This window comes from Nonomuraea antimicrobica, from assembly GCF_039536965.1.
GTDB classification, from domain to species: domain Bacteria; phylum Actinomycetota; class Actinomycetes; order Streptosporangiales; family Streptosporangiaceae; genus Nonomuraea; species Nonomuraea antimicrobica.
In genome coordinates this window covers 98,117-117,639 of record NZ_BAAAZP010000027.1, presented here as the reverse complement: position 1 = coordinate 117,639, position 19,523 = coordinate 98,117, and the positions used below count along the sequence as shown (strand labels likewise).

Sequence of the window (19,523 nt, the reverse complement as noted above, 5' to 3'; positions counted from 1 at the left end):
CACGGGTCAGGCTACCAAGCCGGCCTCGTAGGCGATGATCGCAGCCTGGACGCGGTTGCGTACGTCGAGCCGGGTGAGTATCGCGCTCACGTACGCCTTGACCGTGCCCTCCACGATGTGCAGCTCACGCGCGATCTCCGCGTTGGACATCCCGGCCCCGAGCAGGGCGAGCACCTCCCGCTCGCGTTCGGTGAGCGCCCCGATGCGGTCACGGGCCGCCGCGCCCCTGGCCATCCGGCCGTCCGCGAACCGGCTGATGACCCGCTGGGCGACCTTCGGCGACAGGTACGCCGCCCCGTCGGCGACCGCGTGGATCCCGGCGATCAGCTCGCGGGGGTCGCCCGACTTGAGCAGGAATCCGGCGGCCCCGACGTCGAGCGCCTTGGCGATGTAGTCGTCCTCGCCGAACGTCGTCAGCATCACCACCGCCGTGCCCGGCGCGGCCCTGCGCAGCTCGGCGGCGGCGGCCAGCCCGTCGAGCCTGGGCATGCGGATGTCGAGGAGCGCGACGTCGGGGCGGTGGCTGATGGCCAGGTCGACCGCCTGCCTGCCGTCGCCCGCCTCGGCCACGACGTCCAGCTCGGGGTCGGACTGGAGGATCGCCCGGACCCCCGCCCTGATCATGGCCTCGTCGTCTGCCAGCAGTATGCGGATCACGCCCTCCATCTTGGCCGAGTGACCCGGGGCGGTGGGCACTCGGGCGCTCGGGCGGTCGGGCGGGCGGGCGCGGCGTCGTTCCCGCAGATCAGCTCACCCGGGCTCTGACAAGGTGGCGGCCCGGCTCTGACAAGGGGAGGTCCTGAGGTCGGGGGCAGCCACGGGTGAGCGGTATCGTCCGACTCATGAGCACTCACTATGACGTCGTCGTTCTCGGCGCGGGTCCGGGAGGATACACGGCCGCGGTCCGCGCCGCCCAGCTCGGACTGCGCACCGCGGTCGTCGAGGAGAAGTACTGGGGTGGCGTCTGCCTGAACGTGGGCTGCATCCCGTCCAAGGCGCTGCTCCGCAACGCCGAACTCGCCCACATCTTCCACAACGAGGCCAAGACCTTCGGCATCAGCGGCGAGGTCACCTTCGACTACGGCGCGGCCTTCCAGCGCAGCCGCAAGGTGGCCGACGGGCGGGTCAAGGGCGTTCACTACCTGATGAAGAAGAACGCCATCACGGAGTACGACGGCCGGGGCACGTTCCTCGACGCCAACACCCTCCAGGTGAACGGCGAGACGATCACGTTCTCCAACTGCATCATCGCCGCCGGGGCCACCACCAGGCTGATCCCCGGCACCCAGTTGTCGGAGCGGGTGGTGACGTACGAGGAGCAGATCCTCTCCGACGCGTTGCCGGGCAGCATCGTCATCGCGGGCGCCGGGGCGATCGGCGTGGAGTTCGCGTACGTGTTGCACAACTACGGCGTCAAGGTGACGATCGTGGAGTTCCTCGACCGCATCGTGCCGCTGGAGGACGAGGAGGTGTCGGCCGAGTTGGCCAAGCGTTACAAGCGGCTCGGCATCGAGGTGATGACCTCGACCCGCGTGGACGGCATCGACGACACCGGCGCCTCGGTCAAGGTCACCGTCACCCGCGGCGACCAGACGCAGGTGATCGAGGCCGACAAGGTGCTGCAGGCCATCGGGTTCCAGCCGCGCGTCGACGGCTACGGGCTGGAGAAGGCGGGCGTGGCGCTGACCGAGCGGGGCGCGATCGCGGTCGACGGGCGGTGCCGTACGAACGTGCCGCACATCTACGCCATCGGCGACGTCACGGCCAAGCTGATGCTGGCGCACGCCGCCGAGTCCATGGGCATCATCGCGGCCGAGACGATCGCCGACGCGGAGACCATGGAGCTCGACTACGTCATGATCCCGCGGGCCACGTACTGCCAGCCGCAGGTGGCCAGCTTCGGCTACACCGAGGCGCAGGCGCGCGAGCTGGGCTACGACGTGAAGGTGGCGAAGTTCCCGTTCACGGCGAACGGCAAGGCGCACGGCCTGGGCGACACGGCCGGATTCGTCAAGATCATCAGCGACGACACGCACGGCGAGCTGCTCGGGGCGCACCTGATCGGGCCCGAGGTCACCGAACTGCTGCCCGAGCTGACGCTGGCACAGCAGTGGGACCTGACGGTGCACGAGGTCGCGCGCAACGTGCACGCGCACCCGACGCTGGGCGAGGCGGTCAAGGAGGCGATCCACGGCCTCTCCGGCCACATGATCAACATGTGAGCCGTGGCGTGCCCGGTGCCGGTGACCCGCCGTCGCGGTGCGGACACCGCGCGCGTCCCCCGTCCGGTCCACCGGGCCCGCGTCCGGATCGTGCGGCTATTCTTTCGGCCATGTCCGCACTACCCGAGTTGTACGTCGCCGTCGACGTCGAGGCCGACGGGCCCATTCCCGGCCCGTACAGCATGATCTCGCTGGGCATGGCGGTGGCCGGACGGGAGCACCTGTCCTTCTACACCGAGTTGCGGCCGATCTCCGATGAGTTCGTGCCCGAGGCGCTGGCCGTCTCGGGGCTCGACCGCGACCGGCTGTTGCGCGAGGCGCCGGCCCCCGAGGTCGCGATGACGGCGGCGGCCCGCTGGGTGAACGGGCTGCGGAAGATCGGGCGGCCGGTGTTCCTGGCCGCGCCGGCGGTTTGGGACGGCATGTTCGTGCACTGGTACTTCTTCCGGTACACCGGCAAGAGCCCGTTCGGAGCCACCGGGTCAGGGGTGGACCTGCGGAGTTACTGGATGGGGCTGACCGGGAGCGAGTGGTCCCAGACGCACAAGGGGAAGATCAAGCGGCGGCTGGGCCTGGAGGGAGTGCCGCACACGCATCACGCGGGAGAGGACGCGGCCGAGTTGGCGCAGGTGTTCGACGCGGTGCTGCGGCGTGAGCCCTCGTCCGACGACGCCGGGCCGAGGCGTGAGCCCCCCTCCGATGACGCCGGGTCGAGGCGCGAGCCCCCGTCCGTCTGAGCAGGGTCGGCTGCGATCCACCTATCCCGACTTCTCAGCAGATCTTCAGAATTCGCTGAGAATCCATTGAGGAATCCCGGAGACGTTTGAGTCGACCAAGGCCCTCGCATCGGACGGTGGTCCCGCACATGATCTCTACTTCCTCTCAGACGGCTCAGACGGCCGCGCGCCCGGCGCGCAGGCGTCGCCGCCCGGCGGGCACCGCCGTGCTGCGGCTCGGCCTGCTGGCGCTGGTCGCGATCGGCATCGTGGGCGCCGCCCTCGAACTCGCCTTCGAGCGCCACTGGCAGTCTCCTGTCCAGCTCGTCCCGTGGGCGGCCCTGGCGCTGCTCGTGGTCGCGTTGGTGCTGCTCGGCCTGCGCGACTCGGGGCGCGCGCTCACCGTGGCGCGGGTGCTGGCGGTGGTCGTCCTGCTCGCCTCGGCGTACGGGGTCTTCATGCACATGGCGGTCAACCACGGCGTGGGCGGCGCGATGGAACCCGGCTGGGACTCGCTCTCACCGCTCACCCAGTGGTGGTACGCGCTGACGAAGACGGTCGGGGCGGCCCCGCCGCTCGCGCCGGGCATGCTCGCCCAGAGCGCCCTGCTCCTGCTGCTGGCGGGCGTGGCCCCGAAGGGCCGTTCTCCGAGGTGACCGCAGGCGACGGGGTCAGGGGCGGCGGTAGGCGAGCAGGTAGCGCCAGAAGAGCAGCCTGCTGACGGTGGCGCCGGGCAGCAGGACGGCCGCCTGCCTCCGGATCTCGTCCAGCGGCATCTCCGGCCGCCGGACCGGGGCGGGGCTCGGGGTGCCCCGGCCCGCCGTCGCGACCCTGGCCACCGCGTTGACCGGTACGGCGACCAGGCTCCATGCGTAGTCCGTGGCCGTCGTCTCCGGGTAGCACCCGAGTACGGCCAGCACACCGCCCGGGGCCAGCGCGTCCCTGAGCCTGGTGACGGTGTCGAACGGCACGTGGTGCAGGCTCGCCAGGCACGAGATGTAGGAGTAGCGGCCCGCGCCCAGTTCCATCCGCGTGATGTCGGCGTGGCGGTAGCGCACGCCCTGCGCCGGGGCGGCGGCCTCGATCACCTCCTCGGCCGGGTCCACCGCGTCCACCTCCAGCCCGAGGGCGGCCAGGCGGCGCGCGAACCGTCCGGTCCCGCAGCCGACGTCCAGCGCCGTCTTCGCGCCCGGCGGCACCAGACGCAGGAGCCGCCGGTGGTAGTGGTCGTTGTGGTCGAACGCCATGCTCAGTCCCCCTTCGGGCCGCCCCTTTTCCGGCCCGCGTGTCTGAGCAAGGGTGCCGCATGCGCCCGGCCCACGCAGCCCGGTTTGGCAAGGTTGGCGAAGAACGCCCCATGGCGTGAAAGTTTCAGCCGTGGTTGACGGCATCGCCCCCACACTTCATGATCATGGTGCTTCCTGGTCAGGAGGAGGCGTCGAGTGACTACCCGCCCCCCAGTACGAGGTGCGCCGATGCCGAGAACCCGCTTACGAGCCGCGTTGGCCGTCCTGCTGACGCTGACCGCCCTCAACGCCCCCACCGCGCAGGCCCCCGCCGCGCACGCCGACGACACCGACCCGGTCACGGTGACCGTCAACGCCCGAGCCGGGCTCGCCACCGTCCCGGAGACGGGGCTCGGCGCCAACCACGCGATATGGGACACGAACCTGGGCACCGACCAGACCGCCGACCTCCTCAAAGACGCCGGTACGAAGCTGCTGCGCTACCCAGGCGGCTCCTACTCCGACATCTACCACTGGGCCGACCACACCGCCCCGGGCGGCTACGTGGCCCCGAACACCGACTTCGACACGTTCATGCGCGGCGTACGACGTACGGGGGCGCAGGCCATGGTGACCGCCAACTACGGCACCGGCACCGCCGAGGAGGCCGCCGCCTGGGTGCGCCACGCCAACGTGGTCAAGGGCTACGGCATCACGTACTGGGAGATCGGCAACGAGAACTACGGCAACGGCCACTACGGCGCCGCCTGGGAGGCGGACGACCACGCCGACAAGAGCCCCGCCGAGTACGCCCGCCACGTCGTGGCCTACGCCGACGCGATGAAGGCGGTCGATCCCGCCATCAAGATCGGCGCGGTGCTGACCACCCCCGCCAACTGGCCCGACGCCATCGTCGCCGAGGGCGACAGCGGCTCGTGGAACGAGGTCGTGCTGTCCATCGCCGGACCGAAGATCGACTTCGTGATCCTGCACTGGTACCCGGGCGCCCTGGACCGGGCCGGGCACGTCCCCGACATGATCCAGCTCACCCGCGAGCAGCTCGCCGAGCACGCCGGGCCCGGCGCCGAGCGGATCGGCATCGCGATGACCGAGTTCAACACGGGCTCCAGCAGCAACGGCACCAACACCCAGCCCGGCGCCCTGGCCGCCGCGGACGCCTACGCCACGCTGCTGGCCAACGGGGTGTTCACGGTGGACTGGTGGAACGTGCACAACGGCATCGGCGCCGTCACCGAGGTCGAGGGGCACACCGACTACGGCGACTTCGGCCTGCTGTCGAGCGCCACGTGCACCTCCGACGGCACCGTGTGCGAACCGGCGCTCAACACGCCCTTCGCGCCGTACTACGCCGTGCAGATGGTGAGCAGGTTCGCCCGGCCCGGCGACCGGTTCGTCCGGGCCGCGACCGGCCAGGCGAAGGTGAGCGCGCACGCGGCCCGCCGTCCCGACGGGGACCTGGCCGTGCTGCTGGTCAACACCTCGTCCGACACGTCGTACCCGGTGGAGATCGACTACGTGGGCTTCAGCCCGGCCTCGGGCGCGCCGACCGTCCTGACCCACACGAACGGCGCGACCTCCATCACCACGTCCGCCACCGGCAGCGCGACCGCCCGTACGCTGCCGCCGCTGTCGCTGACCACGCTCGTCGTCCGCTCAGGGGCGACCGAGACCGGCCGCCCGGGTGCCCCTGGACAGCCCTCCGTCACCGCCGTGACCGACAGGACCGCCACCATCACCTGGCCCGCCGCCGCCCCCGGCACCCGCCCGATCGCCAAGTACGAGGTGCTCCGCCAGAACGGCGCCGTCACCGAGCAGCTCGGCGAGACCACCGGCACCACGTTCACCGTACGCAACCTGCGGCCCGGCACCCGCTACACGGTCAACGTGATCGCCCGTGACGGCGGCGGCGCCCAGTCGTGGCCGTCGTCGCCGCTGACGTTCACCACCGGCACTCCGGCGGCCAGTTCGTGCAGCGTACGGCTGACCGTCCAGTCCGACTGGGCCAGCGGCTACGTCGGCGCCCTGGACATCACCAACAACGGCGCCCCGCTGAACGGCTGGACGTTGTCCTTCGCCTGGCCGAGGCCGTGGCAGAGCCTGGGCAGCGGATGGAACGCGGTCTGGACGCAGGAGGGCTCGACCGTCAAGGTCGTCAACGAGGCCGGGAACGGCTCGCTGGCCACGGGCGCGTCGGCCACGGTCGGTTTCGTCGGCAACTACACCGGCCCGAACGTGCTCCCGTCCGTCTTCACCCTGAACGGCGCGGTCTGTTCATCGACATAGGCGAGGCCGGACGGGGCGGCCCCACTCGGCCTGGTGACTCGGCCGCCCCGCCCGGCCTGGCGACGGGGAGAACCGGGCGCACGCCTCAAGAAGCGTCGTCGCCGAGCGCCCGCCTCAGGGTCTCGGCGTCGCGGGGGACGTACGCGCGGCCGTCGCCGGTGATGACGATCGGACGCTGGATCAGGGACGGGTGCTCGGCCAGCACCTTCAGCCAGGCGGATCGGTCGCGCGGGGCGTTCGCGAGGTCGAGGTCCTTGGCGATCGGCTCCGACATGCGCGTGATGTCCCACGGCTCGACGCCCAGTTTCGTCACGAGCGCGGCGAGTTCCGCCTCGGTGGGCGGCTGGTCGAGATAGCGGCGCTCGGTGTAGGGGGTGCCCGCCGCGTCGAGGGCCGCCTTGGCCGTACGTGACTTCGAGCAGCGTGGATTGTGCCAGATCTCCATGCGCCGACCCTATCCACCACCGCAGGAACGGGCCCCTCTCCGGGAAGTCACGCTGTGGAAGGAGCCTTGCCCCAGGACGGCGGGCGGCTCAGCGCACCTCCTGGATGCGGATCATGTTGCCCGCGGGATCGCGTACCGCGCAGTCGCGAACCCCGTACGGCTGCTCGGCGGGCTCCTGGACCACCTCGGCGTCGCCGTCGCGCAGCCGCGCGAAGAGGCCGTCGAGGTCGGAGGTGGCCAGCACGATGCCGGCGTAGGTGCCCTTGGCCATCATCTCGGTGATGGTGCGGCGCTCGTCGTCGGTGATGCCGGGGTCGGCGGTCGGCGGCTGCAGGACGATGGACGTGCCAGGCTGGTCGGCGGGGCCGACCGTGATCCAGCGCATCCCGTCGTAGCCGACGTCGTTGCGGACCTCGAAGCCGAGCACGTCGCGGTAGAAGGTCAGCGTCGCGTCGGGGTCGTCATGGGGCAGGAAGCTGGCGTGAATGGAGACGTTCATACAGGTCAGGCTAGTTGCGGCTGCGCGGCCCGGGCTTCTCGATTCCTGACCGGTCGCGTCACCTGCTTCGCCACGCACGACGGCATCCCCGCCGTCGCGCGCGCGGCCCGGCTCCGGTAGACGCTGGGCGGCACGCCGACCAGTTCGGTGAAGCGCGTGCTGAAGCTGCCCAGCGACGAGCAGCCGACCGCGAAGCAGACCTCGGTGACGCTGAGGTCGCCACGGCGCAGCAGCGCCATCGCGCGCTCGATGCGCCGCGTCATCAGGTAGCCGTACGGCGACTCACCGTAGGCGAGCCGGAACTGGCGGCTGAGGTGCCCGGCCGACATGTTCACGCCACGGGCGAGCGCCTCGACGTCGAGCGGCTGCGCGTACTCCCGGTCGATCCGGTCACGGACGCGACGCAGGAGCGCGAGGTCGCGCAGGTGCTGCGCCGCGGCGGGTCTGCTCGTCACATGCGCATGGTACGTCGCACCTGAGGGTGGTACGCCCTGCGCACACTTCTGTCACAGTTTCCGCATCACACGGGCGTATCAGGTGCGTCACCGTTGAAGAGATCGCCCTTGCTCCCGCTCCGCCCCTGCGACGAAGGTCTACTGAGCGGGCGAAGGGGGAAGCATGCGGGGGCCGTTGGTCGTCAAAAGGGCGCTCAGCGAGCCGCTGCTCCTCCTGGCCGCGTTCGGGTCGATCCTGCTGGCGACCGTCACGCTGGTGACGCTGACGATGTACGCCACCTCCATCGACGACGCCGGCGTCCGCAGGGCGATGGAGACGGCCTCGTACCGGGAGCGGACCACCACGATCAGCGCCCTGGTCACCGCCGAGACCCTCCCCCGCTACGACCGGGCCGTACAGGACGAGCTGGCCCGGGTCTACACCACACCCCCGGCCGTCACCACCAGCCTCCGCTCCGACTCGTACGTCATGCCGGGGCAGGACGGCGAGGAGCTGCCCGAGCTGCTCAGGTTCGGCAGCCACGACGGGCTCGGCGAGCACGCCCGGCTGGTGTCGGGCAGGTGGCCGCGCACCGGCGGACCGGTCGTCGAGGCGGCGATCTCGCGGTCGGCGGCCGTGGCCACCGGGTTCGGGACCGGCCGGGAGTTCGTCACGAAGGGGCGGCTCGACCGGCGACCGGTCACGGTGCGCGTCGTGGGCGTCTTCCAGCTCGACGACCCCATGGGCGAGCGCTGGGCGGGCGAGGACCTGCTGAGCAGGGGCGCGGAACGCGGCGAGTACACCACGTACGGGCCGCTGATGGTGCCGAGGGAGACGTTCGTCGCGCGCTTCGCCACCGGCGTCAGAGCCATCTGGACCGCCGAGCCGGACCTCACCACGCTGGCCCCCGAACGGCTGCGCCCGCTGGCGGAGGCGATCGGCCAGACGGGCGAACGGCTGACGGCGGCCGGCTGCGCGAACTGCGTGGCCGCCAGCCGCCTGCCCGAGATCCTCACCCAGCTCGCCACCGCGTCCCTGGTGACCCGCTCGACCATGCTGATCCCGGTGCTGCAACTGCTGCTGCTCGCCGCGTACGCGCTGACGCTCACCGCGCGGCTGCTGGCCGACCACCGCCGCATGGAGGTGGCGCTGCTGCGCTCACGTGGGGCGGGCACGGTGCGCCTGGCCGCGCTGGCGGCCGGTGAGGCGCTGCTGGTGGCGCTCCCGTGCGCGGTCGTCGCGCCGCTACTCGGCCCGCCGCTGCTCGCGCTGGTCCACCGGCTGCCGTGGATCAGGGCCTCGGGGGTGCGCCTCACGCCGTCGCCCGATCTCGGCGCGTTCCTCGTGTCGTTCGGCGTGGCGCTGGCCGCGGCCGTGCTGCTGGCGCTGCCGAGCCTGGCGGGCGCGCGGCGTACGTACGTGGAGGAGCAGTCGGCGCGCGGCCGCGGCGTGCGAGGGCTGGTCGAGCGGGCGGGCGCGGACCTGGCGCTGCTCGCGGTGGCCGCGCTGGCGATCTGGCAGTTGCAGCGCTACGGCGCCCCGGTCACCGTGACGGCGGCGGGCGGGCTCGGCGTCGACCCGCTGATCATCTCCGGCCCGGCGCTGGCCCTGCTCGCGGGCGGCATGCTGGGGCTGCGGCTGGTACCGCGGGTGTCGCGGCTGGCCGAGCGGCTGACCTCGCGCAGGCGCACGCTCGCCCCCGCGCTGGGGGCCTGGCAGGTCAGCAGGCGCCCGCTCAAGTACGCCGGTCCCGCGCTGCTGCTGACCCTGGCGATCGCGATGGGCGTCCTGTCCATGGCCACCACCTCCACCTGGCAGGCGTCCCAGCTCGACCAGGCCGACCACCAGGCGGGGGCCGACCTGCGGCTGTCCGGGCCGTCCGAGGGGCTGGAGCTGGGGTCGCTCGGGCGCGGCACGGCGTTCACCACGCTGCCCGGCGTCACCGCGGCCTCCCCCGGCTTCCGCGGCCAGGTCGAGGTGAGCGGCGAGAGCGCGCTGCTGCTCGGGCTCGACGCCGCGAAGCTCGGCGAGCTGTTCGACCTGCGCCCCGACCTGTCCGCGCAGACGGTCGCGCAGATGTCCCTGGCCCTCGCCGGGCGCCAGGCGGGCAGGCTGGACCTACCCGGTCAGCCGCGCGCCCTCACCGTGCGGGTCGACGCGGACGCCGCCGCGACGGCGCGGCTGGTGCTGTCCGACGCGCTGGGCGTGTGGCAGGAGCTGCCGCTGGGCGACCTGCGGGAGGGCGCGAACCGGATCGACCTCGATCTTGCCGCGCTGGCCGGACGCTCCGGCGAGATCACGTACCCGCTCGCCCTGCGCGGCCTCATCACCGGCGAACCGACCGGGCCGGGCGGCGCCGTTCGCCTGACCGGGCTGAGCGCGGACGGGCGGGACGTGCCGGTGTCCCAGGCCGTCGGCGCGGCACCGGGTGTGATCGCCTTCGCCCCGTCCCGGGAGCCCGAACCGCTGCCCGTGGTGCTCACCCCCGGCCTGGCCACCGCGCTCAAGCTGGGCGTCGGACAGAGCGGACCGGCCCGCCTGGCCGGACGGGTCCAGCGGGTCGAGGTGGTCGGCATCGTGACGAGCATGCCGACGAGCGCCCCCGGGCAGCAGGCCGTGCTCGCCGACTGGGGGACGATGCAGGCGTACGAGCTGGCCGCGGCGCAGTCGCCCCGCCCCGCCACGGAGTGGTGGCTGGCCGCCGCCGACACCGTACCGGCGCGGGAGATCCTCCGCGAGCACCCCCAGTGGGACGTGACCGCGCTCGACCGGCGTGAGCTGACCGCCAAGCTGCGGGACGACCCGCTGGCCAGCGGGCTGCAGGGGGCGCTGATCCTGGGGTTCGCCGCGGCGCTCGGGTTCGCGGTGCTCGGGTTCCTGGTGAACGCCGTGGTCGCGGCGCGGGAGCGGAGCGCCGAGTTCGCCGTCCTGCGGGCGCTCGGGACCAGTCCCCGTCAGATGTTCGGAATGCTGGTGACGGAGCAGGCGTTCGTGATCGGGTTGTCGCCGGTGGCCGGCACCGCGCTCGCCGTGGTCGTCGGGAACCTGGTGGTCCCGCGCATCGTCCTGACCGGACAGGCGTCGGCGGTCACGCCCGGCGTGCTGCTCCATATCCCGTGGACGGCCACGGCCGCGCTGCTGGCACTGGTGGCGGGGGCGCTGTTCACGATCGTCGCCGGGCTGGCCCGGCACCTGCGGCGCGGGCAGAGCGTGGAGGACCGATGAGGATCCCGTTGGGCGTACGGGAGCACGCGGGGACCGCGGCGCTGCTCGCCGTGCTGACGGCGGTCGCCTGTCTGCTGCTCGCCGGGCTGCCCAGGACCATGCAGGGGGCGTTCGACGAGGCGCTGCGCGAGACGCTGACCACCGCCCCCGCCGTGCAGGCCGATCTGACCGTGACGGGCGAACCGGCCACACCCGACGGCGACCTGCACGAACGCGCCCAGCTCGAATCCCACGACCCCCGCTGGCGCGAACTCCTCCCCGCGGCGCTGCGGCCCCTGGTCAGGCCCGCCGGTCACGTCAGCGCCAAGACCTTCCGCACCCCCGTCACCGAGACCAGCGACCCCCTCCACTACCTCAACCTCGGCTGGCTGTCCGACGCCGACCGGCGGGTGGACTGGGTGCAGGGCCTCGCGCCCGGCAAGTCGTCCACCATGCTCCACCAGGGCACCACGATCCCGGTGATCGAGGTGGGCGTCGTGGACGAGGCCGTACGCATGATGGGCCTGCGGATCGGCCAGACCAAGGTGATCGGCGAGAGCGCCCAGGTCGCGGTGAAGATCGTCGGCGTCTTCACGGCCAAGGACCCGGGCGACCGCTCCTGGAGCCATGACGCCGACATCCTGCACGTCACCTGGGTGGTGCCGATGACCGCGCCGGAGGAGTTCCACACCACGACGCTGATGTCCGACGACGGGCTGAGCGTGCTCGACAGCAGGAAATACCACCTGACCTACCGCTGGGTGCTCCCGCTCGACGGGCAGGCCGCGAACGCGCTCGCCGCACCCGACGTCGACGCGGCGGTCGCCGAGCTCCAGCGGCAACTGGCGGTCCAGGGGACGAGCACCATCAACTACCGCCTGGTCACCGGGCTCCCCCGGCTGCTCGGTGACTTCGGGATCGCGCTGTCCGCCGTGCGGACCATCGTCTACCTGGTGCTCGGCGGGCTGCTCGCGGTCGCGCTGGGCGTGATCGCGCTGGGCGTACGGCTGCTGACCGACCGGATGCGGCACACCCTGACGCTCGCGCGGGCGCGCGGCGGGTCGCTGTGGCAGGTGGCGGGCGCGGGGGCCGCGCTGACCGTGCTCGCGGTGTGGCCCGCGGCCCTGGCCGGGTACGCGCTGTCGTACCTCGTGCCGGGGCCCGTGCTGCCGATCGTGCACCTCGGGCCGGCGGTCGTGGCCGTCGCCGCCGTGGTCTTCGCCGTGACGCGGGTGGTGCTCGCGCATCGCACGCCGCTGCACGAGCACCGCGACGATGTGGTGGCGGTGCGGCCGTCCGCGCGGCGGGTGACGGTGGAGGCGCTGGTCGTCGTGCTCGCGCCGGTGGGCGCGTACCTGCTGCGGGCCCGCGGGACGGCCGGGTCCGCGCAGCAGGATCCGTTCCTGTTGCTGATCCCGGTCGCGCTGGCGCTCGCCGCCGCGCTGATCACCTTGCGGTGCTACCCGTACCCGCTGCGGCTGCTCGTCCGGCTGGCCGCGCGGGGGCGGGGCGCCGTGCCGTTCCTGGGGCTGACCAGGGCGGCCAGGGCACGCTCCGCCAGCGCGCTGCCGGTGCTGATCCTGCTGCCCGCGCTGAGCGTGTCGGTGTTCGCCGCGGTGATCCACGACGGGATCGCCACCACGCAGCAGATGGCGTCCTGGCAGAAGGTGGGCGCGCCGATCAAGCTGACCTCGGTCGGGGACATCCCGGCCGACGCCATCGAGCGCGTACGCCGGGCCCCCGGGGTCGAGCAGGTGGCGCTCGCCTACACGGGCCGGGTGCAGTTGGGTGACACCGGGGAGCGGCCGTACGCCGTCGCCGTGGACCTGGCGCAGTGGCGGCAGGTCGCCGGTGACGCGCCCATCGACCTGCCCACGCTGTCAGGAAGCGGGTCCGCGCTGCTCTCCCCCGGGCTGGGCGGCCGGGGGACCTTCGAGATGCGGTGGCTGTCGCCGGTGACGCTGACCGCCCAGGGCGTGATCGACTCGGTCCCCGGGTTCTACTCCAGCGGGCAGTTCCTCCTGGTGCCGCGTGAGGTGCTGCCCTGGCCCGCCGCGAACACCCTGCTGATCAAGGGCGACGCCGCGCCCGCCGAGCTGGCGCGGCTGGTCCCGTCGGCCACCGTGGAGACCCAGCAGCAGGCGCTGGCCGCCATCCGGGCCGACCCGCTCACCGGCACGGTCTCCTCGACGCTGCTCGTGGTGACGGTGGCGCTGGGGGCGTACGCGCTGGCCGCGATCGTCCTGTCGCTGGTCATCGGGGCGCCCGACCGGGTCAGGGCGGTGTCGCTCCTGCGTACGCTGGGCCTGTCCGACCGGCAGGCCAGGCGGTTGACCGTGCTGGAGCTGCTGCCCATGGTCCTCGTCACGGCGCTGGTGGGCCTCGGGCTGGGCCTGGTGCTGCCGGGGGCGCTCGGGCCCGGCGTGGACATGGCCTCGTACGCCGGCGGCCTGCCCGTCGGCGACTACTCCCCCGGCCTGCTCACGCCCCTGGCGCTGGCGGGCGGGCTGGCCGTCTGCGCTGTGCTCGGCGCGTACGCGCACACCGCCGTCGGCCGCCGCCGCAACCTCGGCGCCGTCCTCCGCGTGGGTGACCTGTTGTGAACGCGCCGTAGCGGTCCGCAGGGAAAGCGCAGGTCAAGGACTTGTACGGAACGTGGGGGCACGCTACCCGATCCGTTAACCTTCCCAAAGGGGCACATATAGGACTTTTGGGATTTTCATGGTCATGGACTGGCGGCACGAATGGCTCACGTCATTCACCTCGACCGCGGAGCACTCCGGTGGCATCGTCCTCGGTGGCGCCGTGGCGGTCCTGCTGCTGACGCGTTACACGCGCTGGGGGCGGCAGTTCCGGCGGCTGGCGTTCGCCTACTTCCGGCCCGGCCGCACCTGGGCCGGTTGGCGGCTGCTCCTGACCCTGCTGCTCCTGCTCTGGCTGACCGTGCTCGGGGTGCGCCTCGAGGTGCTGCTGTCGTACGCGTCCAACGGCCTGTTCACGTCGCTGCAGGCGATGAACGCGGACACGTTCTGGTTCCACGTCTTCGTCATCGGGGTGCTGGCGGCGATCTACGTCTCCAGCAGCCAGCTCGCCTATCTCATCGCCCAGCGGCTGACCATCCGCTGGCGTACCTGGCTGAACGACCACGCGCTCGCCGACTGGCTGAACGGGCGGGCCTACCACCGGGGCAGGTTCGTCACGGCCCCGGTCGACAACCCCGACCAGCGCATCGAGCAGGACATCTCGATGTTCGCCCAGCAGTCCTACGGCCTCTCGCTCAACGCGATCGCCGCCGCGCTGCGGCTGATGTCGTTCACCGCCGTCCTCTGGTCGCTGTCGGGGGCGATGACGATCTTCGGGTACCAGGTGCCCAGGGCGATGGTCTTCCTCGCCTACGCCTATGTGATCATCGCGTCGTTCGTGGCCTTCAGGATCGGCCGCCCGCTGATCCGGCTCAACTTCCTCCAGGAGAAGCTGTCCGCCTCGTATCGCTATGCCCTGATGCGGCTGATGGACAACTCCGAGAACGTCGCGTTCTACGGCGGCGAGGGGGTGGAACGGACGACGCTGACCGCCAGATTCTCCTCCGTCATCGGCAACGCCTGGGCCTATGCCAAACGGTCGCTGAGACTCCAGGTGTTCAACGGCGCGGTGTCGCAGGCGTCGGTGGTGTTCCCGTACATCATCCAGGCGCCGCGCTTCTTCCACAGAACGATCTCACTCGGCGACGTCACCCAGACCGCCGACGCCTTCGGCCAGGTGCACGACGCGCTGTCCTTCTTCAGGAACTCCTACGGGGACTTCGCCTCCTACCGGGCGACACTGGAACGGCTCACGGCCCTGATGGACGCCAACCAGGAGTCGCGCGCCCTGTCGGGCCCGGCCGTCATCCACCGGGCCGACGCGCTGGAGATCGAGGACCTGCGCGTGTGGCGGCCCAACAGCCAGCCGCTGATCGAGGGCCTGACCCTGAGCCTGAGCCCGGGGCAGGCGCTCCTCGTCAGGGGGCCTTCAGGAAGCGGCAAGACCACGTTGCTCCGCAGCCTGGCCAGCCTGTGGCCGCACGCCCACGGCATCGTCCGCCGTCCCGTGGGGACGCACACGCTGTTCCTGTCGCAGCAGCCGTACGTGCCTCTGGGGAGTCTGCGTACCGCGCTGGCCTACCCCGAACCCGGCGACCTGATCAGCGAGGATCGGGCCCGCGAGGCGCTGCGCTGGGTTCAGCTCGGCCACCTGGAGGACCGCCTCGACGACGAGACCCACTGGACCCGCACGCTGTCGCCAGGTGAGCAGCAGCGGCTCGGGTTCGCCAGGATCCTGCTGACCCGCCCCAGCCTGGCCTTCCTCGACGAGACGACCTCCGCCGTGGACGAGGGCCTCGAACACGCGCTCTACCGGCTCATCCGCGAACGCCTGCCACAGTGCATGCTCGTCAGCGTCGGCCACCGCAGCACCCTCAGCGCCTTCCACACCCACCACCTGCACCTACTCGGCGCTGGCCGCTGGGGCATCGACGCCGCGCCCGGATAGCCCTCCGACCGGTCGCGTCAGATGATCGATTTCTAACGGATGCGGTGCTGCTGCCAGTGCTGCTCCAGTTTATGGCCGTCCTTCCACTGGATCACCTTGGCGCCTGCTTTGAAGCTGCCACCGGCGACGGCCAGCCACAGCTTGCTGTTTCTGTTCCGCAGTACGTGATCATAGTCGGCGAACCTGACACCCAGTCAACGGGGGCCAAACACAGCCCTGTTGTGGCGACATCATTGGTCGCACCATTGAAGGCTCTCACCCAGAGATCGGGTAGCAGGTTCGAGTTGGCCGATGCGGCGCCCGGCGACGAAGCCGCGACAAGCGTGGCGGCGTCCACGCAGGTTTTCTCCCTGTAGATGAGGCCGTCTGTTTCTTGTCGGCACCTGCTTCGAGGCATGCGGAACAGATGAAACGGCCCAGCACATCAGCGCATGCTCCATGCGCGGACGGACTCAAGTGATCACAACGAACGGCGGACGCCAGGGTATAGAACCTCCGGGAGAAGAACATTCGCCAGGACGGAACCCGGATCGCACTGGCCACAACCGTGTCACGCTGGCACGTTCCCGCGATCAACGGCGCCCGTTTTCCTCCCGGACATGCATGCTTAGTTAGCGATCAACCAACAGTTTCATCACCATGACGTCGTGCGGGCGGCCATCACCGGTTCCTGGCCTGCGGCCATGCCATGCCTAGATCAGGCGTGATATCCGATTCATTATCGATGACCGGCTCGCAGTGATATTGGACAGTGGGAAGTGAAGCTGGTCTGCTTTGACCCGCGAAACATCTGAGGCGCAGAGTTCGCCGTGCTGGTCCCGTGCCCGAGGTCGCCGACATCGACTGCGGACGGCATGTGGCCCGCCGCGGGGTGACTCGTCTGTTCGCCCCCGCCATCGACATCGACATCGACATCGACGCAGCATCGATAACCGGATCTCCTGGTCGACGGCTTCTCAGGAGTCAGACCATCTATCGGAAGGGCGACTTGTGAACAACATTCTCCGAAAGGCCTCTATCGCGATGGCGGCCGGTTCGGCTGCCATCGCGACGTCGCTTGCCGGCACGGCACCGGCCAACGCCGCAACCACGTTCGAACTGCGTCCCTACAATGGTGCTTACGACCTGTGCCTGGCCATCGAGAACGGCAGCATGGCCAATGGCTCATACGCCATCCAGTGGGAATGCACCGGAAACCGTAGCCAGTTTTGGTATTGGGCGGGCAACGGGGAGCTCAGGAACCGCAAGAGCGACAAGTGCCTCGCCATTGGCGGCGCCAGCCTGGCCGCCGGTGCGCGCGCCATCCAATGGAAATGCAACGGGGGCCTCGAGCAGAAGTGGAAAGTGATTTCCATGGGCTCCGGGAACGGCTGGGGCCTGCTGAACGAGAACAGCGACATGTACCTGGCCGTTGCCCGTAGCAGTCTGAGCAAGGGCGCGCCGGTCATCCAGTGGCACAGCAATACGAACATGGATCAGAACTGGATGCAAAGGGCGGTCCCTGTTTCTTGAGAGGGCTGACGAACCCTGCTTGACCCTCGTTTCGAGGAGCGGCAGCGGGTGACGGTTATGGACTGGGATCGGACGCGGGTCTGCGCCTGATCCGATGAGGTCGTACGGGCGGGTGGGGCATTCCTCGTTTCCCAGGGAGGCCCACCCGCCCCTGGCGTGGAGCCGTCGCTTGGATCCGAAGCCCTAGCAGAACCAGACGTCGGTGTAGATGCAGGCGGTGCACCCGGACGTGCCGCCGACGACGTGGCACAGCTTCCTCTTCCGCACCATCTGCGAGCAGGAGCAGGTCACGTAGTAGGAGGAGTCGGCCTTCGCGGTCGCCTTCGGCACCAGCATCTCGAGAACCCGGTCGCCGAGCCTTTCCAGTGTGCCCATCATGGCGGTTCGCTCCTTTCGTGGAGGTACATCTTGATCAGGAAGCTATCGGCAGGGCATACGACCACCCGTATATCGGCGCTACAGTCCCCTCCCGCTGGTCGCCGTCAGCGGCCGGGCCCGCCGTACGGCGCGGGTTCGCCCCTCCTGCGCGTCATGGGCGGCTGAGAGCTCCGCCGCCACCAGCCTGACCAGGTCGTGCATACGGAAGCGGGCGCCGGCCGGCTCCAGCAGGCGAAATTCGACCAGTTCGTCGAGTGCCGCCTCGGCCAGGCCCGGATCGACGCCGAGCAGCGCGGCGACGTGCCCGAGGTCGACCTCGGGCAGGTCGAGCGCGCCCAGCAGCCGGAAGGCGCGGGCGGCCACGGTCCTGACCGGGCCCGCGCGGTCGGTCAGCAGCTCGTAGCTGACCTTGAAGCAGGACCGGATGCTCTGACCGGGTGCCCGCAACGCGTCCAGACGCCGTCGCCGGTCGCGCAGTCGCTCGCCGAACCTGCGCAAGGACCAGTCCGGACGTCCTGTCAGCCGGGTGCCCGCGATGTGCAACGCCAGCGGGTGGTAGCCGCACCAGCGGACCACGTCCGCCGCCGCCTCGGGCTCGGCGCCCACCCGGGACTCCCCTACCAGCAGCGACAGCAGGCGCACCGCGTCCGCCTCGTCGAGCAGGCCGACCGCGATCGGCACCGCGTCCACGGTCGCCGGCATGGTACGGCTGGTGATCAACACGGCGCAGCCGTCACTCGCCGGTATCAACGGCATCACCTGCTCGGCGCCGACCGCGTTGTCGAGGATCACCAGCATCCGCCGGTCGGCCAGCAGCGACCGGTAGGCGGCGGCCGCCTCCGCCGTCGTCCCGGGCACCTCACGCCCGGGAACGCCAAGGGCGCGCAGGAAGCTCCCGAGCACTTCGGCGGGCCGCAGAGGCGAGGCACCGGGACTCGATCCGCGCAGATCGACGTAGAGCAGGCCGTCGGTGTAACGGCCGGCCGCACTGTGCGCCAGACGCAGCGCCAATGCCGATTTGCCGACGCCGCCCGCGCCGTGCAGCGCGATCACCCGGACTCCGGCGCCCGGCGGCGCGCTCGCGCGCAGCACGTCGCTCGCTCGCGCGAACTCGGATCGCCGGCCGACGAACGCCGCGGGCTCAGGAGGCAGGCGGCGTGGACGCCGATGCCCGTCTCCGCCGGCGAGCGTGACGACTCCGGTGTACGCGTGGGTGCCGGGGTGGATGCCCCAGTGACCCGGACCCGTGTCCCCGTTCAGGATCGACCGGTGTAATCGGCGCAGTTCCGCGCCGGGGTCGAGCCCGAGCCGGTCCGCCAGGGCCCGGCGGGCCGTCGCGAACGCCTCCAGCGCGCCCGCGACGTCCCCGCACCGGTGGAGCGCCACCATCAACTGGCCGTGCAGGCGCTCCCGCAGCGGATATCGCGCGGTCAGGTCGCGGAGCCGGTCGGCCTCCACCCGGTGCGAGCCGAGCGCGAGCCGGACGTCGATGTGCTCCTCCACGGTGCTCAGATAGCGGTCGGTCAGGTCGGCGACCACATTCCGGAGCACCGGGCCCAAGGGCACGTCCGCCGCGGGCGTCCCCCGCCAGATCCCGAGGGCTCGGTCGTACGCGTCCTCCGCCGCGCGCAGGTCCCTTCGGGAGAGCGCCTTCCTGGCGTGCGTGAGCAGCCCGTCGAACAGGAGCAGGTCCAGCTCGGAGGGCTCGACCAGCAGGAGGTAACCACCTTCGACGGTGACCAGCCGGCCCTCGGTTCGATCATCGGCGGCGGACAGCAGGTGCCGGAGACGCATGACGTACGTGTGCAGGTTCGGCACAGCCGAGCGGGGAGGCCGCCCGTCCCACACCTCCGCCACCAGAGACCGGATCGGCACGGTGCGTCCGGCGTGCGCGAGCAGCATGGCGAGGGCGGTGCGTTGCTTGGGTGCCGAGATCCGGATGGGCGTCCCTCTGGGCTGGACGCACAGGGGACCGAGAAGCTGGAACCTCACGAGTCACTTCCGTCGCCGGCTTGACGTCACCTGCGGCGAACCCGCCAAGGGCCCACGACC

General features: G+C 71.2%; 16 protein-coding genes. 9 read left to right on the top strand and 7 right to left on the bottom strand.

Translation table 11 applies throughout. The annotated features are described in order from the left end of the window. Positions 1 to 6: 6 nt before the first annotated feature. Entirely contained in the window at positions 7 to 657 is a 651-nt protein-coding gene (locus tag ABD844_RS08925) for a response regulator (protein ID WP_344874855.1), read from the bottom strand. A 185-nt stretch (positions 658 to 842) separates the two neighbouring features. Between ABD844_RS08925 and lpdA the strand changes: the two genes are divergently transcribed. From lpdA to ABD844_RS08910, 3 genes are all read left to right on the top strand, one after another. Further along, complete coding sequence (gene lpdA, locus ABD844_RS08920) at positions 843 to 2,222, top strand: dihydrolipoyl dehydrogenase (RefSeq protein ID WP_344874853.1); 1,380 nt, start codon at positions 843 to 845, stop codon at positions 2,220 to 2,222. A 110-nt stretch (positions 2,223 to 2,332) separates the two neighbouring features. Then, positions 2,333 to 2,959: a 3'-5' exonuclease gene (locus ABD844_RS08915; protein ID WP_344874851.1), complete on the top strand. Its 627-nt coding sequence runs from the start codon at positions 2,333 to 2,335 to the stop codon at positions 2,957 to 2,959. Positions 2,960 to 3,087: 128 nt separating this feature from the next. Continuing rightward, entirely contained in the window at positions 3,088 to 3,594 is a 507-nt protein-coding gene (locus ABD844_RS08910) for a hypothetical protein (protein ID WP_344874849.1), read from the top strand. 15 nt (positions 3,595 to 3,609) lie between these two features. On the opposite strand, the gene ABD844_RS08905 is transcribed toward ABD844_RS08910, so the two are convergent. Continuing rightward, complete coding sequence (locus ABD844_RS08905) at positions 3,610 to 4,185, bottom strand: class I SAM-dependent methyltransferase (RefSeq protein ID WP_344874847.1); 576 nt, start codon at positions 4,183 to 4,185, stop codon at positions 3,610 to 3,612. Positions 4,186 to 4,413: 228 nt separating this feature from the next. On the opposite strand from ABD844_RS08905, the gene ABD844_RS08900 reads away from it, so the two are divergent. After that, positions 4,414 to 6,468, top strand: a complete 2,055-nt coding sequence (locus ABD844_RS08900; RefSeq protein WP_344874845.1) for a cellulose binding domain-containing protein — start codon at positions 4,414 to 4,416, stop codon at positions 6,466 to 6,468. 85 nt (positions 6,469 to 6,553) lie between these two features. On the opposite strand, the gene ABD844_RS08895 is transcribed toward ABD844_RS08900, so the two are convergent. The 3 genes from ABD844_RS08895 to ABD844_RS08885 form a co-directional block, all read right to left on the bottom strand. Further along, the gene (locus tag ABD844_RS08895; protein ID WP_344874843.1) at positions 6,554 to 6,913 is read right to left on the bottom strand and encodes an ArsC/Spx/MgsR family protein; all 360 of its coding nucleotides are present in this window, start codon (positions 6,911 to 6,913) and stop codon (positions 6,554 to 6,556) included. 88 nt (positions 6,914 to 7,001) lie between these two features. Continuing rightward, complete coding sequence (locus tag ABD844_RS08890; RefSeq protein WP_344874841.1) at positions 7,002 to 7,412, bottom strand: VOC family protein; 411 nt, start codon at positions 7,410 to 7,412, stop codon at positions 7,002 to 7,004. A 5-nt stretch (positions 7,413 to 7,417) separates the two neighbouring features. Further along, positions 7,418 to 7,867 carry a helix-turn-helix transcriptional regulator gene (locus ABD844_RS08885; protein WP_344874839.1) on the bottom strand — a complete coding sequence of 150 codons (450 nt, stop codon included), beginning with the start codon at positions 7,865 to 7,867 and terminating at the stop codon, positions 7,418 to 7,420. Positions 7,868 to 8,030: 163 nt separating this feature from the next. Here ABD844_RS08885 and ABD844_RS08880 point away from each other — a divergent pair, with 163 nt between their 5' ends. The 5 genes from ABD844_RS08880 to ABD844_RS08860 all read left to right on the top strand — a co-directional run bounded on the left by ABD844_RS08880 (position 8,031) and on the right by ABD844_RS08860 (position 17,093). Continuing rightward, a complete protein-coding gene (locus tag ABD844_RS08880) occupies positions 8,031 to 11,072 on the top strand; it encodes an ABC transporter permease (protein WP_344874837.1) in 3,042 nt (1,013 codons plus the stop codon). Beyond that, positions 11,069 to 13,654: an FtsX-like permease family protein gene (locus tag ABD844_RS08875; protein ID WP_344874835.1), complete on the top strand. Its 2,586-nt coding sequence runs from the start codon at positions 11,069 to 11,071 to the stop codon at positions 13,652 to 13,654. Before ABD844_RS08880 ends, ABD844_RS08875 begins: the two co-directional genes overlap by 4 nt. Positions 13,655 to 13,778: 124 nt before the next feature. Continuing rightward, on the top strand, positions 13,779 to 15,581 hold the full coding sequence (locus tag ABD844_RS08870; protein ID WP_344874833.1) for an ABC transporter ATP-binding protein/permease: 1,803 nt from the start codon (positions 13,779 to 13,781) through the stop codon (positions 15,579 to 15,581). Positions 15,582 to 15,625: 44 nt separating this feature from the next. Then, entirely contained in the window at positions 15,626 to 15,937 is a 312-nt protein-coding gene (locus ABD844_RS08865; protein ID WP_344874831.1) for a hypothetical protein, read from the top strand. Positions 15,938 to 16,571: 634 nt separating this feature from the next. Continuing rightward, positions 16,572 to 17,093, top strand: a complete 522-nt coding sequence (locus ABD844_RS08860; RefSeq protein WP_344874829.1) for an RICIN domain-containing protein — start codon at positions 16,572 to 16,574, stop codon at positions 17,091 to 17,093. 183 nt (positions 17,094 to 17,276) lie between these two features. Here ABD844_RS08860 and ABD844_RS08855 read toward each other — a convergent pair whose 3' ends face one another. Together ABD844_RS08855 and ABD844_RS08850 are read right to left on the bottom strand one after the other, a co-directional pair. Next, complete coding sequence (locus tag ABD844_RS08855) at positions 17,277 to 17,471, bottom strand: hypothetical protein (RefSeq protein WP_344874827.1); 195 nt, start codon at positions 17,469 to 17,471, stop codon at positions 17,277 to 17,279. Positions 17,472 to 17,549: 78 nt separating this feature from the next. Beyond that, on the bottom strand, positions 17,550 to 19,463 hold the full coding sequence (locus ABD844_RS08850) for an AfsR/SARP family transcriptional regulator (protein WP_344874825.1): 1,914 nt from the start codon (positions 19,461 to 19,463) through the stop codon (positions 17,550 to 17,552). Positions 19,464 to 19,523: the final 60 nt, after the last annotated feature.

Bases quoted from the DNA above. Each gene is read 5' to 3' on its own strand.
- ABD844_RS08875 (WP_344874835.1), top strand. From the start codon at position 11,069: ATGAGGATCCCGTTGGGCGTACGGGAGCACGCGGGGACCGCGGCGCTG.
- ABD844_RS08905 (WP_344874847.1), bottom strand. From the start codon at position 4,185: ATGGCGTTCGACCACAACGACCACTACCACCGGCGGCTCCTGCGTCTG.
- ABD844_RS08855 (WP_344874827.1), bottom strand. From the start codon at position 17,471: ATGATGGGCACACTGGAAAGGCTCGGCGACCGGGTTCTCGAGATGCTG.
- ABD844_RS08915 (WP_344874851.1), top strand. From the start codon at position 2,333: ATGTCCGCACTACCCGAGTTGTACGTCGCCGTCGACGTCGAGGCCGAC.
- ABD844_RS08900 (WP_344874845.1), top strand. From the start codon at position 4,414: ATGCCGAGAACCCGCTTACGAGCCGCGTTGGCCGTCCTGCTGACGCTG.
- ABD844_RS08890 (WP_344874841.1), bottom strand. From the start codon at position 7,412: ATGAACGTCTCCATTCACGCCAGCTTCCTGCCCCATGACGACCCCGAC.
- lpdA (WP_344874853.1), top strand. From the start codon at position 843: ATGAGCACTCACTATGACGTCGTCGTTCTCGGCGCGGGTCCGGGAGGA.
- ABD844_RS08880 (WP_344874837.1), top strand. From the start codon at position 8,031: ATGCGGGGGCCGTTGGTCGTCAAAAGGGCGCTCAGCGAGCCGCTGCTC.
- ABD844_RS08910 (WP_344874849.1), top strand. From the start codon at position 3,088: ATGATCTCTACTTCCTCTCAGACGGCTCAGACGGCCGCGCGCCCGGCG.
- ABD844_RS08870 (WP_344874833.1), top strand. From the start codon at position 13,779: ATGGACTGGCGGCACGAATGGCTCACGTCATTCACCTCGACCGCGGAG.
- ABD844_RS08895 (WP_344874843.1), bottom strand. From the start codon at position 6,913: ATGGAGATCTGGCACAATCCACGCTGCTCGAAGTCACGTACGGCCAAG.